Source organism: Salinivibrio sp. IB872, from assembly GCF_001995345.1.
Classification (GTDB): Bacteria; Pseudomonadota; Gammaproteobacteria; order Enterobacterales; family Vibrionaceae; genus Salinivibrio; species Salinivibrio proteolyticus.
Genome location: NZ_MUFO01000001.1, coordinates 200,638 through 217,244, shown reverse-complemented (window position 1 = coordinate 217,244; position 16,607 = coordinate 200,638). Strand labels below are relative to the sequence as shown.

Below are 16,607 nucleotides of genomic sequence, written 5' to 3'. Positions count from 1 at the left end.
AATGGGATTGCTCCCCTCAGTCAATTCGGTAACTAACAGGCATACCAAGTCTTATGACTTTGTTTATTGCTTTCACGTTGGCCAATGCTTCGCCAACTTGGGCATCATAGTTGCGTAGGGTCAGCTTAGGGTTGATTAACGTTTTGTATCGAGGCATGCCTGTTTCAGACAGAGAGCGTTGGTGATAAGCCTCTTCTTGTTTCCAGTCTTCCAAGTTACGCGATTTCAAGGCGCTGACGGCTGCATTGCGAGGGTGGCCATCCTCCCAGTAACCCGCGTTGCTACGCGGTGGAATGGTCGGTTTGATGCCTTTTTTCTTGAGCACCTGATGACAGGCTTTCGTATCGTAAGCACCGTCAGCGCTGACTTGGGCGATGTTTCGGCGTAACGGGTTGAGTAGTGTCGGTAGGGCTTCATTGTCGCCGACAGACGCTAAGCTCACGACGGCAGAAATCACTTCATGTGTACTGTCGTCAATCGCGAGATGCAGCTTGCGCCAAACACGGCGTTTTTCCTTGCCATGTTTGCGCGTTTTCCACTCTCCCTCGCCGAACACTTTTAACCCAGTGGCATCAATAACGACGTGAGCAACGGGTCCACGACTGGGTAATCGGTAGTTAACCTCGACCGTCTTCGCTCGTTTACTGATACAACTGTATGACGGCGATTTTAGCGGTACGTCCATCAGACCAAATATCGAGTCGAGAAAGCCTTGCAGGGTGCGAAGAGGGAGCTTGAAAATACCTTTAACCATCAGCGCGGTTTCAATGGCACCATCGGTAAAGGTAAAGCCTCTGCCTCGTTTGCCATGATGCTCTTTGCAGTGCCAAGTCTGGATAGCGGCGTCATCAACCCAAAAGGTAATCGAACCACGATTAATCAGTGCTTGATTGTATTGCTTACAATTGCTGATTTTGTACTTGGCTTTGCTCATCATCTGAGACCTGTTTTGAGGCTTTGATAATCTGATCGCGGCTCGGATGATAAGTTCAATGATTTAGGAAACAACGCCACGCAGATGCACTAACTAAGTAATCGCAAGAGAGATTGCAGTACTGCAATCACCAATCATCTAAATCGACACCTCCATCATAGGGTTCCGTATCTTCGGCACTGTCGGTTCATCCCCGTGGGCACGGGGAACACAATTACCGCAAACATACGCCGCTGAGTGCGTGCGGTTCATCCCCGTGGGCACGGGGAACACGCGCGGATTAGCACTTGACCACGAACACACCGCCGGTTCATCCCCGTGGGCACGGGGAACACTGCCTGCGCTTGCGGATGTAGTCGCGTTCCTGCGGTTCATCCCCGTGGGCACGGGGAACACCAGAGCTATCCAGTGTCATTTCGTTGTTATTGCGGTTCATCCCCGTGGGCACGGGGAACACAACAAAAAGGGATTCCTTTATATCAAAAACTGCGGTTCATCCCCGTGGGCACGGGGAACACTTTCCTTTGTTGTCAAAGGCCGTATATTTGCACGGTTCATCCCCGTGGGCACGGGGAACACCGTCGGATTAATCCGCTTCCGCATTCTGGACACGGTTCATCCCCGTGGGCACGGGGAACACTCACGACAAACATTCCAGAGATTGATTGTCAGCGGTTCATCCCCGTGGGCACGGGGAACACACGGTGAATACGAATCGCATGGCGTCTACATGCGGTTCATCCCCGTGGGCACGGGGAACACTCGCCGCCCTTGCTGCAATAAAAGGATGGTGCCGGTTCATCCCCGTGGGCACGGGGAACACTCCGCGTGCTCCCGCGCCTGCTGCTCTGATTGCGGTTCATCCCCGTGGGCACGGGGAACACCGGAGCACATTAGAGCTAACCTGCCTCACTATCGGTTCATCCCCGTGGGCACGGGGAACACAACTAACCACACCCCGCCACTGTGCGGGGTTTCGGTTCATCCCCGTGGGCACGGGGAACACTCGCTATGCGTAAATTATATCACTTACGCCCGCGGTTCATCCCCGTGGGCACGGGGAACACACTGTGATGAGGGTGAGCGACGGATAAATAATCGGTTCATCCCCGTGGGCACGGGGAACACTCTAAACGGATATTACTGTTTTATATAACAAAAATCGACCTGCATTTTTCTACCAACTTTTTAAAGAGCAAACTGGGCTTATTTATCCTCATCACTCGGCTTGAATACCACCAACCTTAAACCATCCAAATCGACAGGCTCTCGGCGATTCTCACCATAAGTTTGAAAGTCAAAACCTGATTCATTATTCACCGCCCAACACATCACCACGTTGCCTACATCAGCGAGTTCAGTTATCTGCTCCCAAATCATTTCCCGCACGCGACGTGTTACATCGCCCACATAAACACCAGCGCGAACTTCGAGCAGCCAGACAGCAAGTCTGCCACGTAACCTTGGCGGTACGGCTTCGGTGACGACAACAAGCATACTCATTATCTAGCCGCTCCTATGTCCGCTATCACCGATTGATTTTGGCTCAGGTATAGCTGGTGGTTGGGCGTCATGAGGCGGTTCAGGCGGTGTAATATCACCTGCCGCTAATACCTCTTCGATCATCGGAATAATATTTTTCAATAACTTGCTGGTTCTAAAGAGTTCACGACAAGCAAGGCGTACTTGTCTGTCAGGTGCCGCGGGTGAAGAAGCGGCAACTTTGAAGGCGAGTGGTACGACCGTGTCAAATTTAACAATGTCTGCAATATCATAAACGAACGAAAGTGGTTTACCCGAGTGGATAAATCCAATCGCCGGCGCGTAACCAGCTGCTAAAATAGCCGCTTCAGTCACGCCATAAAGGCAACTGGTCGCCGCACTAATACATTGATTGGTCACATCGCCTTTATCCCAGTCATTTGGATCATAGTTGCGGCCATGCCATTCAACGCCGTATTGCTTGGCCAATATTTTGTAGCTGTTGCGTACTCGAGCCCCTTCAATACCACGTAATTGTTCAACACTACGTCTTTGAGGCGCCGGCTCACCAAATCGTCGCTCAAACATTTTACGCACGACTTTTAGACGTAAATCAGGGTCAAGCGCAAGCTGCGCTTGGTATAAAAGACGATCAGACCGCGCACCGCCAGGTTGCCCCACAGAATACAGTCTCACTCCTGCTTCACCGACCCAAATCAATAATGTACCCGTTGTTGCCGCGAGTTTAACCGCAGCATGACTGATGCGCGTACCCGGCTCCAACATAATGCATACCACTGAGCCCACTGGGATATGCATTCGTTCACCATTCACCTCATCAATCACAACAAAGGCACCATCACGCACATCAATGCGCCCCATCCCGACAAAAACCATCGAACGCCTGTCTTTTATCGGGATAGGTTTTAACGGAATGAACCCCATGGTTCCTCCATATTTATTGGCCGATATCTACGCAGGCCGAATCAGCATTAACCCACAACCCATAGCTTTGGCGCGCCCAAAACCTTTTGCGTATTGTTCCAAAAAGCGTTCGCTGTCTTGGAGCGTTAAAGTACCGCGAGCATCCACACTCGAAAACTGCACATGCGCGCCATTCTTTTTCCGACTTTGATGTTGGGTATATCCCTCAATCGTTGGTACGTTATCGAATGTAACACCCCACTGCGACAATCGATTTTCATCACAAAGCCATTGTTGCGCGGCCTTATCCATAGTTTCCTGCAATGCGATAGCGCTCACTTCCCCCACCTGCTTTTTCGCATGCATAAGGACATCGTGCCGCTGTCGCTTTCCTTTTGCATCTGTCACACAAATCGTCGGGTTAACCCTTAGCTGAAAATGAAGTCTCTGGCCATTGTATAACTGGGGCGAAAATGGCTTGACTTGGAGGTCGAACACACCGGTTTCATCTTGTGGTGGAATAGTAGAAAGCACATAAAACAGAGGCCGTCCCGTGGTTTGTTCTTGCTCCTCTCGATATATAAACGGTCGCTCACTCGCATGACGAAAGAGTTGCCAAATGATTTGGTGAGCACTGTATGCACCATTGCGGCCAAATTTTGAGATAAGTTTAACTGCTTGTGCGGATGACAGTAGCCGGACTTTAGACAGATACATCATTGGCCTCCTCTACCGTCAATTGATGCATAACGCGTTGTTTAAATTGCCAACGACTGCGATTGATAGGGTCATCCCAAGGGTGGGTGGTTAATACACGCTCATCATTGATTTCTCCCACATCGCCTTCCCAAAAGTAAGTCACATAAGGTGTCGCCCCCAACCAGAGTGCATCGCTTTTATTCGATGCTGTTATCGCTGGAAACTCCATATCTAATGCTGACTTTAAATCAGCATTGGCCACTAAGGTAGGTTGTAGTGGTAAGGCCGGTGGACATGCTTTTCTCCCCAAAGAAAGGGGATACACAGGCTTTAATAACGCCTTTTTAAACTCGTTTAATGACATCGTAGCCGAGGGCGCGAGCCACACTGCAACGACCCACAAACCGTCACAACGATAATCACGTTTTGAGAGCACAGTTTGTAGTTTCTTTCCCGTTTTTAATTCACTTTGGCGCGTGCGATGTATGCGCTTTTTATCGTGACTCGGCACCTGCGCGGTATGGTAGTCACGCAAAAGCGAACCCGGTACACACTGTTTGATGCCGATACATACACTTTGTTGCAGACTTGAAAGCTGTACCTTATCATCCCGTTTGATGCCAAGTGCCGCTCCAAGTAATCCAAGTACTGCTGATCTCGACGGATAAGCGCTGGTGGGTCTGTCGCCACCGACGGCTGGCTCACCCCAACTGGCTAGCGGCCCGTACAATCGAAAAACAAGATAATCTCGCATCTTGCCTCCCACTTATTCTGTGACGAATTTGAGTAATTCATCAAAAGAGCCGGTACCCTCAAATACATTTAATGCATAGCGGCTATCTGCACACTCACCATATACTTGATCGAATTTTTGTACTTGATCGTTGAGCGCCGCTACGGCCGCCTGACCTTGATCGGGATCGTTTACAGGTTTAAGAAACGCTACCGACAATTGTCTTGGTTGGTGTTCGCCTTTCTCGGCTAAAACAAAACTCGCGTAAGCACGTGAAGCAAAGCTATTTTGTTTACCTGAAGGCGCCACTTTCACCGCCGCTTCCGTCAGGGCTTTGATCGCGCTATCAGCAAGTGCCTCATCGCCCTGTAAGTTGTCAATCAACTGCGTTTTGTTGATGCAGATATAGGAATAGAATAAAGCGGCCGCAAAACCCGCTTCACCAAGGTGAGCAGAGCCCGCATCTTCCTCTTTGTTGTTCAAATCATCCACAGCGGTAAAATAATCATCTTCCACAACCACGCTATGAACACTCAATGCATGCGCAACTTGGCAGGCGGCCTCCACATTAAACGATGGCGAAGAGGCTAGCATACGGCCAAATAAGGCGATGTCGGCTGCTGCATGATCTGCCTTTAATAAGTCCAGTTCTTCTTTTTTTGGCGCACGATTTTCCTCTGCCAATATCGCGATCAAAGAGCGTGCTGCATCTTGCTCTTCTGGGCTAATATGAACAAGTTGCTCGATATCTAGTTGATCTTTTTTGATTTGACCAAAAACCCCTGCTATCTCTGCCGCCCATACTTTGGCGGATTTTTCGGTCACACCTTGTTCGATAAGCTCACTGTATAACTGTCGGCCGAAACGTTTGGTCCGAATCCCAATTTTACCTGCCAACGCCGTTTCAAAGACTTCTGATGTCCGCCAATGACGTTTTAAACTTTGCGAGCTCACACGCAAGCGCTCAAATCCGCCCATTTTTGCGGTTTTGGGCCGACCTAAATCGTCACGGTTCAGATTAGAAGGCGCATACGAAGTCAGTAGGTGTAGTTGAATAAATTGGCTCATTCTCTTTTCCTTTTTTCTATTTAGTTCCCGCTGCGCGGTAATAGTCCATTGCCCATTGGACAGTGATGCGTTTATCTGCTTGGCGAGGATAAAATTGGCTGTGTTCCCCAAACCATTGATAGATATCTTTCGCCAAAGATGAAACCAAAACACTGTGATCAAGCTGATGCAGGATCCTTCTTAAACGGCGCAGAAATTCATCCGGTGTCTTGGTATCTTGCAGTTGTGCAAAGCGCAGCTCACTCACTCTCGATTTATCACTCTGTGCTTTGCTCCCCGCCGCCGTCGCCAGATTGTGTGCGCTATCATGCTTCACATGTACTAGCGCACCAGCAATAGCTGCCCAGCATTCCATGTCATTTGATGTGGCATGCTCCGTTATAGGCGCAGGCAAGCTTTGCCATAAGGCACGAAACCCTGGCGTCAGCATAACGGCGTCAAGATCTCGACAACGTTTTAGCTGTGCTTTTTGTGCGTTTGGGGCTGGCGTGATACCTTTTTTGTATAATTCATTCGGTGATAAGTACATACTTTGCCACCAGCGTAAAACACTATGTTGTAGTGTACTATCCATTAGGCGATCTCCTTATCAATCGCAATATCGTGTTCACGAATAAATGCTTTTATATCTTTACTGTTAAATAGCCACCAGCTCAGAGTCTGTCTCGCTTTAATCCGTCTCGCCATATTCCTCGCATTACCCAGCTCAGTCATGGCATAACCATCAAATAAGTCGAAACATACAGCGCGTAATATGTTGAGCCATTTTTTTGCTTGTTCCGGGGTTAAGCTCTCGTCTTCTTGCTCTATATTTTCAATCAACTGCGACACGGCAGTAAAAAAACCAGACTCCGTCTTCTGCCAGAACGCGAGATCGATAAAAGATGTATCGCCTTTCGCATCCTTTGGACGATCAAACCACGCATTTTTAATTTGGTCGCGTAGCTGCTTAAGACTTTTTACCGATAAATCTTGTAGTGTGTTAACTTCTAGTACTATTTCATTTTTCTTATTTAAATCCAAATAAAAAATGGGAAAAGTGGAAGAGTACCAGCCGTCGACACGAGCACTATTATTTATATCATAGCCAAACATCCATAATCTTGGGATATGTGGATCAACACCATCTTGACTATTTAAACGTAATGAGTAGAACCTATCAACTACTTGTGCGCACTTCAGACCATAAGAATCGTGATTAAGAAATAATGACGTCCAGTTTTTATGGTAAAATTCGTTGCAATGCCCGCCAAATGGTAAATATTTATTCTCACCACTTTCCTTCTTAACTCGATAAGGCGTTAGAGGATGAATCCAATTTCCCTTATAACTATTCCCATACCCTTTAAATTTACACGATGATACTGAGTATGATTTTTCTCCCGAGATATCACAGCATGCAACTCTATTTTCACAAGATAGTCTTATTCGATATGGCATTGCCCAATACATGTGTAAGGGGTGAAGGTTGGATGGGTATATTTCAGAACCTGGCTTATCACTTACTTTCGTTTTTCCTAACCAAGGAAAAACAGAAGCATCGCTAAAACATGGTTCATTATATTTAAAGTCTTTCCGATTAATAATATTAAGCCAGAGCTTATGCCAAAGAGTAGACTTGGTATTAGTAGGCATAATCAAGGTTGTTAGAGGACCAACTCCCCTTAATCCGGCACGCCCATTTTTACACCCACGATTTGGAACGGTATTAATTTGAAAAGTAAACAAAGCCAACGCTGCCATTTCGAGAGACAACACTTGGCCAATACCCCGCTTGATAAAATAATCGGTATTGTTCTTTATGCCGTTTGCGCCAGGCGCTTCTATCAATAGCCCTGAGACCGTGGTCGATGGCGCATCCTCGAGGGAGTCAAAATCCTGCATAAATAAGGGACCTTCTCCAACCACATTAAAGGCGTGACTGACCTGATTAAAAGCTTCTTCCAAAACAACATCGGCCGGTGGCGTTTTAAAGTAATGGTGCCATTGTGACAAATCTTTTGGCGCAAACGCAGTTTGTAATAAGCCAATAGCAAACTGATACGCTGCGCCATAAAAATCGGCCCTTGGTAGTGAAAAATCTACGACGTCGGGATCACATATCGCAGTGATCGGCCGTTTCTTAATGTCGCCATTACGATGGATATAATCCAACCATGGGTCTTGAATTAAATTCATGTCGCCTCCTGTGGCCGCTCGTAAAATCCTTTTTCCTCGCTATAAGCAAAGCGAGAATCGTTTTCGGGCAACCAAATTTTCATATATTTCACATGAGGGTGTTGCTCGATCAACTTTGTCAATGCAGGCTCAAGCCGCTCGGGCAAAGGCGCAAGTTGTTCGGCGTACTTTCTTTTTGACAGCTTGACCGTACTCAGCGCCACTGCAAATCGATTGTCTTTTGCTATTGGCACTAGTTCACCTGCTTGTTCGTTAACCAGCAAAACGTCCACGGTTTCTATGTCGTTATAGCGGGTACTAATATCTGTTTCATCATCAAACCAATAGTCTGCACTGCGATCACAATAACCATATTGCCAATCAATACATTGCGACTGTGCTCTCGCGCCAATACTGTATGTTTTCCCCAAATACTCTTCTTCCATAGGTTGGAGCGCGGTTGGAATTTGTGCTAGTGCTTCATCACTGTAAACGGCTTCAACCAACTCGCGTGCATGCATTGGCATACAGATTTCACCTAATTGGCGTAGTTTTCTAAGCCCCAACCAAAGTCGTCCAGGTGAGCGATAAACAAATTGCGTGGGTTGAAAGTGACGACTTAGCCAGTCGGCTTTCGGCTTATCTTCCCAAGAGGGGGCATGAATATAGAGAACGGGAGGGTCGCGTTCGTCGTCACCTTGCGCAATATAGGCACCTTGTTTGTTTCTTTTATGACGGTGCAAACGTCCCGCGCGTTGGATCAAGTCATCAATCGGACAAATATCGGATATCATTACATCAGCGTCAGCATCTAAGCTCTCTTGAAAAACTTGAGTCGCAACTAATACACGACCTTGACGCTCTGATTGCGAACTGCTTTTACCAAAATTGTCGAGAACGGTTTTCTCAATATTTTTTCGATCGGCTAAGATAAATCGGCTATGAAATAAATGGCACCGTTCGGGATGATCAAGCCGACTCAGTAACGTTTCATACGCTTCACGTGCATCATCCACGGTATTTCTTATCCAAACCACGCATTGCCCTTTAGCAACCGCCGTCAACACAGTTGCTAAACAGTCATCAAACTGAGTGAGCATATCTACTGCAACCGCACGTTTTTGTTTAGCTTGCCGAGCAATAGCGGTTTCTTTCAGCGCTGGGGCTTTATCAATCGCCACTTGGGTAGCTAAAGGGAAGTGATCCTGACTCGGCATCACAGGGGCTAAACCGGCGGCTTGCTGCCAAACTTGGCATAAGCGTTGCCGTTGTTGCTGAGATAAGGTAGCCGTTAACAATATAACCGAGCCGCCCTGATGCAGATGCAATGATAATAAGCTTTCCAACAAGGCGAGCATATATTCATCCGCTGCGTGGATTTCATCAAAAATCAGGATCTTTCGGTTCAACCCCAGCAAGCGCAAAGATTGGTGCCGACGAGGCAGAACAGCGAGCAACGCTTGATCAATGGTGCCCACGCCAACAGGTGCCAACAACGCTTTTTTGCGTGAATCCGCAAGCCAAGCATTACATTGTGCCGTCACGGTTGCATCACGCTGGTGATAGTTGCTATCTACCGTACCTGAGGTGTGCACCATTTCTCGAAATCGGTCATTCATATCACGGGCACCGTGTGCCAGCGTAATACTGGCTTGTTCTCCCTCACCAAGTTTCACCATTTGCGTATAGTGATCGGCGACTCGATCAAACATGGCATTGGATGTCGCCATGGTCGGCAAGCCAAAATAAAAACCATCGGCGGCACCAGCAGCCATTAATCGATGTGTGAGTGTGAGCGCGGCTTCAGTCTTCCCTGCCCCTGTCATATCCTCCAAAATAAAAAGCTGAGGTTGGTCGTTAATTTCTACCGACGCTGCCCAAGCCTGCAAAGGTGTTGGAGAAAAAGGGAAGATATCGGAAAAGGCACTAAAAGGTGTCACTGTCAGTGTGCGAGATAAGTCGGTATGGTCCAGCGCTTGTTCGGCACATACCAGCGCGTGAAGCCAATACTGTTCAAGCGGTTGAGGCTGAGAGACGTAGGGAAAAAAGTGAGTATCTGAACCCATCCAATCCGCAAGTACGGCCAGCCCTGCGAGTTGCCAGCTCACTTGTTCAAGTTTCGCTCGCCAATTATCAGACGATAATGTCTCTATGTTAATTTTTGGCTGAAACAACTCACTAATATCGGCAATGAATGCTGTCACCGCATCATGGTTACGCTCTTCCGTAAAAGACTTAATCCACGGCGGCATTTGCCGATTGACTGGCTGGCCATGATGTCCTAATACACATTGCGCCAGCACGTCAACTGTTTCATAGACAGCTGTTTCATCATCCATTGAACCGAACGATTGACCACAAATAGCTTGAACTATCTCAGTCTCATGCTGCTGCCAGAAATAATACCCTAGCCTGTCATGTCGGTATTCTCGCCCGTCATATTCTTTTTTACTTCGAGGGTTTAATAGGGCAGCGGAAACACTGAGGTTCAGTTCCTGAAATGCGGACGCATACTTGCCTAAGTCATGAAGCGATATCATGAAACACCATAGGGTTCGTAGCTGTTCCGGAGAGAGTTCGAGAAATTCCGCAATGGCTTTCGTGAGCGGCCGCTCTTTATGAAGGAGGTGATAGCTAACGGCCGCTACGTCCAAACAGTGATAGGCCAGCTGGTGATAAGCATCTCCGCCTCCTAAATCAGCACTGGCTTTTCCCCAATAGGAAAAATAAGGCTTTTCGTTATCCACAACCCATACCCAAGTCCTACGCTTTTATAGACGCTAACATAGGCATATTCAGCCAGCAATTTAGCCATTTGAGTTATGTGAGTTAGAAACGAATCGAAACAGTCGCGGTATAATGTCATTAAAAATGAAGATGGCACATCGAACCCCTATTCACCATAATCAATAAGTGATGTGTGCCATCTATATGAGTAACAATCATTTAGCCGCGATAATAACGCTGCGGTACAAAGGGCATTTTCTCGACGGTCATGGGCAGCTTTTTACCACGTACTTCGGCAAACACCTCCGTGCCCACCGCGGTAAATTCCGGTGACACATACGCCATCGCAACCGGCATGCCTTTAGTGGGACCAAAGGTACCACTGGTCACGATACCAATTTCGTTATCGTTGGCCTCGAACAACTTGCTGCCTTCACGCACAGGCGCTTTGCTTTGGCCCAAGAGACCAATTCGCTTACGGCTGACCGCTTTAGTCGCAATCTGCTCGAGAATCTTCGCCTCACCGGGGAAGCCTCCGGCGCGCTCACCCTCCGCACGACGCACTTTACTGATTGCCCAAATAAGGCTCGCTTCGATCGGCGTAGTGGTGGTATCCAAATCATGACCATACAGGCACAAACCACATTCCAAACGCAGTGAATCACGTGCACCTAGGCCAATCCATTCCACGTCGTCATTGGCAAGCAGCGCTTTGGCGAGCGATTCTGCATGTTCAGACGGTACAGAAATTTCAAACCCATCTTCACCGGTGTAACCGGAACGACTCACCACGCAGTGAATGCCATTAATCTCAACAGGTTGAATGTCCATGAACACCATGTCATTAACCTTCGGGTTGAATGTCGCCAACACTTGCGCCGCCTTCGGGCCTTGTAGTGCCAACAACGCACGATCATCAAGCACCTCGACGGTCACATCCCCTTTCAAGTTGTCGCGCAGATGCTGAATGTCCTGAGCTTTGCAGGCGGCGTTAACGACCAGAAAGAGATGATCGCCTAGGTTGGCAATCATGAGGTCATCCAAAATACCGCCTTGTGCATTGGTAAACACGCCATAACGTTGTTTGCCTACCGGTAAATCAATGACATCAACAGGCACTAAGGCTTCTAGCGCGTTGGCTGCATCCTTTCCGTCGAGACGAACCTGCCCCATATGCGATACATCAAACAGACCTGCGTGTTCGCGGCAATGGAGATGCTCTTTGCGAACACCGAGCGCATATTGGACGGGCATATCATAGCCAGCAAAGGGGACCATCTTTGCGCCCATCTCAATGTGCAATGCGTGTAGTGGGGTCGTTAGTAACTCTGCCATTGTTCACTCCATGTTCTGCCTAAATGGCGATAAAAAGTAATGCTAGTCGACGATGCGCGTCGCCAGTTTTCGTGACATTGCGTTAGGATGCGGTCACCCACAAGATGAGTGCGTCATCCTCGCTGACCGATGCCAACATATGTCCCATCGTGGCATCGTAATAAACACTGTCTCCTTCATTAAGGGTGATCGCTTCATAAAACTCAGAGTAAAAACGAATGCTGCCTTCCAACACCAGCAAGAACTCTTCACCATCGTGACGGATCCAGTCACTGTAATCTTCAAAAGCGCGGGCACGGACACGCGACTTAAATGGCATCATCTTTTTGTTGCTCAGTTGCGTTGCCAGTAGCTCGTGTTCATAGGTGCCGGTTGGATGCGCCTTACCCTGACCGGCTCGTGTGATATCACGGCGCCCTGTTGCTTGCCGTTTTTTGGGTGGCGCAAACAACTGAGGCACGTCAATGTCTAGGCCGTGAGCGAGTTTTTGCATCGCTTGGAAAGTCGGGGAGATTTGCTCATTCTCTATCTTTGATAAGGTCGAGCGCGCTAATCCCGTGCGTTGACTTGCTTCTTCGAGCGTCAGCCCTAACCCAACTCGAATCGCTTTTAATCGTGGGCCCAACCGCAACGGCGCAATAGGGGCGTGCGGTTCATCCTCCCTTTGTGCTTTTTCTACCTGCATTGAGGGATACACATCCTGTGTTAAGTGGTCTGTTGACACCGTTGCTCGGCCTCCGCGCTAACATGGTTAACTCTACTAATTTGGCATTCTGACATATCCCACCTTCGAGCGGCATCGGCATAGTTAACACTTTTAACAAAAAAGTTTCCTATTGGAAATATAGCCCTGTTAGACAAGGTGCAACCGCCTCGTTCCCCTCAAATTCGTGAATCAATGGATCGCCGCCAATACGCTTAAAAGGAAAAGTCCATAAATGACAAGCAGTCAGGGCGTTGCGATGCAAAAAACGATGATGAGAAACCCGACGCTGTTTGCAATTTACCTCAGCTTAGGATAAAAAGGCAAACGTTTGCGTCGCGAAGTTGATCGTATGGTCAGAGGTCGTTATGTCATCGCGATCACAACATAGGTTTCCTATTGGAAATTTATTTTGCGGAAAAGTTACGGCTTAGGTACGTTAATAAAATGTTTAAATCATCACCAACGCGTGCCGGTTGTTATCACTCTCGCCGCTTGCAGCGACCTGTTTCAGGTAGCGTTCTGTGGCAAGGATATAAACTGTAGGTAGCACTGCTGATGAGTGAGCAATGCAAGGTGTCTACAAAGACATCTACCAACAACAATACGTACCTTACCTGTGTAGGAGACATGCCATGAGTCACAGCATGTTTGACCTGTTTAAAGTCGGTGTCGGACCCTCCAGCTCGCACACCGTTGGGCCAATGTTGGCCTGCGCACGCTTTTCACAATTCGCGATCCAAACACTCTCGCTCGATGCGATTCATCGCGTGAGCGTCGATTTATACGGCTCCTTGGCGTTAACCGGAAAGGGCCACGCCACGGACGTCGCGTGTGTGATGGGGCTAATGGGCGAAATGCCCGCCACCATCGAATCAGACGACATAGAAACCATGACCAAAATGGTTAAAAACGGCGGCGAACTGCCCTTTGCTGGTAGTCATTATGTCCCGTTTAGTTGGGATGCGGATTTGGTGTTTCACTACGATCAGGTGTTACCCGCCCATCCCAATGGCATGACCGTCAGTGTTTATGACAAAAAAGACAAATGCTTGGCACGAAAAACCTATTTTTCGGTCGGCGGTGGATTTGTGGTGGAAGAAGGTGAAACGGATGCGCTGGCCTCCGACTTTACGCCCCCCTATCCGTTCAAAAGTGCGGCAGAGTTACTTGAGCAATGCAAAAAAACGGGCATGACAATCAGTGAGTTGATGTTTACCAATGAAATTGCGCAAGCTCAGTATATCGACCCCAGTGCGACGCGGGATACCGTCAATCAAGGGCTCGATCATATTTGGCAAGTGATGCGCGAGTGCATCGACCGCGGTATTCAACAAGGCGGCGTCTTACCCGGCGGTTTAAACATTAAGCGACGCGCTAAAGGGATGTACGACGCCATTCATGACAAACAAGCGCATGGATTACCGACAGACAGCAATGATTGGGTCAATCTGTTTGCCATGGCAGTCAACGAAGAAAATGCCGCCGGTGGCCGAGTGGTTACCGCGCCGACCAATGGCGCAGCAGGTGTGATCCCAGCGGTGTTGGCGTATTACGACAAGTTTGTCTCGCCCAACAATCCAGAAGGTATTCGTACCTTTTTAGCGACCTCTGCCGCGATTGGTTCCTTGTATAAAACCAATGCGTCGATCTCGGCGGCCGAAGTGGGTTGCCAAGGAGAAATCGGAGTCGCCTGTTCCATGGCAGCAGCGGGGCTCGCTGCAGCGATGGGAGGCACCAATGCGCAGATTGAAAACGCTGCAGAGATCGGCATGGAACACAACCTAGGGCTCACTTGCGATCCCATTAATGGCTTGGTGCAGGTGCCCTGCATCGAACGCAACACTATGGGTGCAGTGAAGGCGATTAACGCAACCCGCCTCGCATTGGGCGGTGATGGTGAACACCATGTGTCACTCGATAGCGTGATAAAAACCATGCACGAAACAGGGCTCGACATGATGAGCAAGTACAAGGAAACCTCGCAAGGCGGCCTTGCTACCAATGTGATCCCAATTAATGTGGTGGCCTGCTAAGCCACGGCTAGTCAACAAGGATGAAGCAATGAAACCCAGCTACCCAAACGTGGAACTTGAGCAATTCTTCTCAACCAACTTGTCTGAATCAGACGGTGCCGTGATGGCCGCGATTAACGCGGAACATAAACGCCAGCAGCAACAAATCGAATTGATTGCGTCAGAAAACATCGTTTCGCAAGCCGTGATGCAAGCGCAAGGTACCTGCTTAACCAATAAATACGCCGAAGGTTATCCGGGCCGCCGCTATTATGGCGGCTGCGAGCACGTTGACGAAGTCGAAGCCATCGCTCAAGCCCGTGCCAAACAACTGTTTAACTGCGAGTATGTCAATGTGCAGCCGCATTCGGGCGCACAAGCCAACGGCGCGGTAATGCTGGCGCTACTGCAACCCGGTGACACCATTTTAGGTATGTCGCTCGATGCTGGCGGCCACCTCACTCATGGCGCGCGCCCTGCACTATCGGGTAAATGGTTTAATGCTGTGCAGTACGGCGTGAGCAAAGACAGTCTAGAAATTGATTACGATGAAGTCGCGGTGCTGGCTCGAGAGCATCAACCCAAAATGATTATCGCCGGCGGCAGTGCGATCCCACGTCAGATTGATTTTGCCCGTTTCCGCGCGATTGCCGATGAAGTGGGCGCCTACCTGATGGTTGATATGGCGCATATCGCCGGCTTGGTTGCCACTGGCGCCCATCCCTCGCCATTGCCGCATGCGCATGTGGTCACTACCACTACCCATAAAACCCTGCGTGGCCCGCGCGGTGGCATGATCCTGACCAATCACGAAGATATCAACAAAAAGATCAATTCAGCAGTGTTCCCCGGTCTGCAAGGCGGTCCGCTGATGCACGTGATTGCCGCCAAAGCGGTGGCATTGGGTGAGGCATTAGAGCCTGAGTTTAAACTGTATATTGATCAAGTGGTTGCTAACGCCAAAGCGCTCGCGGAAGTGCTCCAAGCCCGTGGCTGCGACATTGTTACCGGCGGCACCGATACCCACTTGATGCTGGTTGATTTACGCCCCAAAGGCTTAAAGGGCAATCAAACTGAGCAAGCACTTGAGCGTGCTGGGATCACCTGTAACAAAAACGGCATCCCCTTTGATACCGAAAAGCCCATGATCACCTCCGGCATTCGCCTCGGCACCCCAGCCGGCACTAGCCGCGGTTTCGGCACCGATGAATTTCGTCAAATCGGCGAATGGATAGGCGATGTGTTGGATGCCCTCGTCGAATCGCCAGAAGGCAACGCCGACATCGAGGCGCGCGTGCGTAAAGACGTGCAACAACTTTGCGCACGTTTCCCCGTGTATCGCCAATAAATTGAATTTAAGAGCTGGCGTCACCAACGCCACCTCATTTTACATTGTAAATCGCTCATTGTTTGAGCAGCTCGTATTTAAAGCAGGAGAGTAACAAATGGACGCGACACTGAAGTTTTCGAAAAGCCATGAGTGGGTTAAAGACAATGGCGATGGCACTGTCACTATGGGGATCACTGATCATGCCCAAGAACTGCTTGGTGATGTCGTGTTTGTCGATCTACCCGAGGTTGGCGACAGTACTGAACAAGGTGAGAGCTTCTCTTTGGTGGAATCAGTGAAAGCCGCGTCTGACATCTATGCCCCCGTGGATGGTGAAGTCGTCGCTATCAATGAAGATTTGGAAGATAGTCCAGAGCTGGTCAACGAAGCACCCTTTGAAGGTGGCTGGATTGCCAAAATTAAGCTGGCTGACGATACCAATTTGGATCACTTGATGGATGCAGACGCGTACGCGGCAACGATTGAAGACTAATTCAGGA

14 protein-coding genes and 1 CRISPR repeat array are annotated in these 16,607 nt (G+C 48.9%); of the genes, 3 read left to right on the top strand and 11 right to left on the bottom strand.

Annotated elements, in window-relative coordinates; translation table 11 throughout:
* Positions 1-16 precede the first annotated feature (16 nt).
* The 11 genes from BZJ18_RS00895 to BZJ18_RS00845 all read right to left on the bottom strand — a co-directional run bounded on the left by BZJ18_RS00895 (position 17) and on the right by BZJ18_RS00845 (position 12,744).
* The gene (locus BZJ18_RS00895; RefSeq protein WP_077454990.1) at positions 17-934 is read right to left on the bottom strand and encodes an IS5 family transposase; all 918 of its coding nucleotides are present in this window, start codon (positions 932-934) and stop codon (positions 17-19) included.
* 183 nt (positions 935-1,117) lie between these two features.
* Positions 1,118-2,062: direct repeats of the CRISPR family, unit length 29 nt; unit sequence CGGTTCATCCCCGTGGGCACGGGGAACAC.
* 78 nt (positions 2,063-2,140) lie between these two features.
* Complete coding sequence (gene cas2e, locus BZJ18_RS00890) at positions 2,141-2,437, bottom strand: type I-E CRISPR-associated endoribonuclease Cas2e (RefSeq protein WP_069589326.1); 297 nt, start codon at positions 2,435-2,437, stop codon at positions 2,141-2,143.
* A gap of 3 nt (positions 2,438-2,440) precedes the next feature.
* On the bottom strand, positions 2,441-3,361 hold the full coding sequence (gene cas1e / locus BZJ18_RS00885) for a type I-E CRISPR-associated endonuclease Cas1e (protein WP_069361018.1): 921 nt from the start codon (positions 3,359-3,361) through the stop codon (positions 2,441-2,443).
* 27 nt (positions 3,362-3,388) lie between these two features.
* The gene (gene cas6e, locus BZJ18_RS00880; RefSeq protein WP_241824891.1) at positions 3,389-4,060 is read right to left on the bottom strand and encodes a type I-E CRISPR-associated protein Cas6/Cse3/CasE; all 672 of its coding nucleotides are present in this window, start codon (positions 4,058-4,060) and stop codon (positions 3,389-3,391) included.
* Positions 4,044-4,793 (bottom strand): type I-E CRISPR-associated protein Cas5/CasD, encoded by a 750-nt coding sequence (gene cas5e, locus BZJ18_RS00875; protein WP_077454967.1) that lies wholly within the window; start codon positions 4,791-4,793, stop codon positions 4,044-4,046. The genes cas6e and cas5e overlap by 17 nt, the downstream gene beginning before the upstream one ends.
* 12 nt (positions 4,794-4,805) lie before the next feature.
* Positions 4,806-5,840: a type I-E CRISPR-associated protein Cas7/Cse4/CasC gene (cas7e, locus tag BZJ18_RS00870; RefSeq protein WP_077454966.1), complete on the bottom strand. Its 1,035-nt coding sequence runs from the start codon at positions 5,838-5,840 to the stop codon at positions 4,806-4,808.
* A gap of 16 nt (positions 5,841-5,856) precedes the next feature.
* Positions 5,857-6,414 (bottom strand): type I-E CRISPR-associated protein Cse2/CasB, encoded by a 558-nt coding sequence (gene casB / locus BZJ18_RS00865; RefSeq protein ID WP_077454965.1) that lies wholly within the window; start codon positions 6,412-6,414, stop codon positions 5,857-5,859.
* Positions 6,414-8,018: a type I-E CRISPR-associated protein Cse1/CasA gene (casA, locus tag BZJ18_RS00860; RefSeq protein WP_077454964.1), complete on the bottom strand. Its 1,605-nt coding sequence runs from the start codon at positions 8,016-8,018 to the stop codon at positions 6,414-6,416. The genes casB and casA overlap by 1 nt, the downstream gene beginning before the upstream one ends.
* The gene (locus BZJ18_RS00855; RefSeq protein WP_077454963.1) at positions 8,015-10,744 is read right to left on the bottom strand and encodes a CRISPR-associated helicase/endonuclease Cas3; all 2,730 of its coding nucleotides are present in this window, start codon (positions 10,742-10,744) and stop codon (positions 8,015-8,017) included. The genes casA and BZJ18_RS00855 overlap by 4 nt, the downstream gene beginning before the upstream one ends.
* A 199-nt stretch (positions 10,745-10,943) precedes the next feature.
* Positions 10,944-12,059 (bottom strand): glycine cleavage system aminomethyltransferase GcvT, encoded by a 1,116-nt coding sequence (gene gcvT, locus BZJ18_RS00850; RefSeq protein WP_077454962.1) that lies wholly within the window; start codon positions 12,057-12,059, stop codon positions 10,944-10,946.
* An 82-nt stretch (positions 12,060-12,141) separates the two neighbouring features.
* Entirely contained in the window at positions 12,142-12,744 is a 603-nt protein-coding gene (locus BZJ18_RS00845; RefSeq protein ID WP_077454961.1) for a helix-turn-helix domain-containing protein, read from the bottom strand.
* A gap of 653 nt (positions 12,745-13,397) precedes the next feature.
* Between BZJ18_RS00845 and BZJ18_RS00840 the strand changes: the two genes are divergently transcribed.
* The 3 genes from BZJ18_RS00840 to gcvH all read left to right on the top strand — a co-directional run bounded on the left by BZJ18_RS00840 (position 13,398) and on the right by gcvH (position 16,600).
* Entirely contained in the window at positions 13,398-14,798 is a 1,401-nt protein-coding gene (locus BZJ18_RS00840) for an L-serine ammonia-lyase (RefSeq protein WP_077454960.1), read from the top strand.
* 28 nt (positions 14,799-14,826) lie between these two features.
* Entirely contained in the window at positions 14,827-16,125 is a 1,299-nt protein-coding gene (locus BZJ18_RS00835; protein WP_077454959.1) for a serine hydroxymethyltransferase, read from the top strand.
* A 97-nt stretch (positions 16,126-16,222) separates the two neighbouring features.
* On the top strand, positions 16,223-16,600 hold the full coding sequence (gcvH, locus tag BZJ18_RS00830) for a glycine cleavage system protein GcvH (protein WP_077454958.1): 378 nt from the start codon (positions 16,223-16,225) through the stop codon (positions 16,598-16,600).
* Positions 16,601-16,607 lie beyond the last annotated feature (7 nt).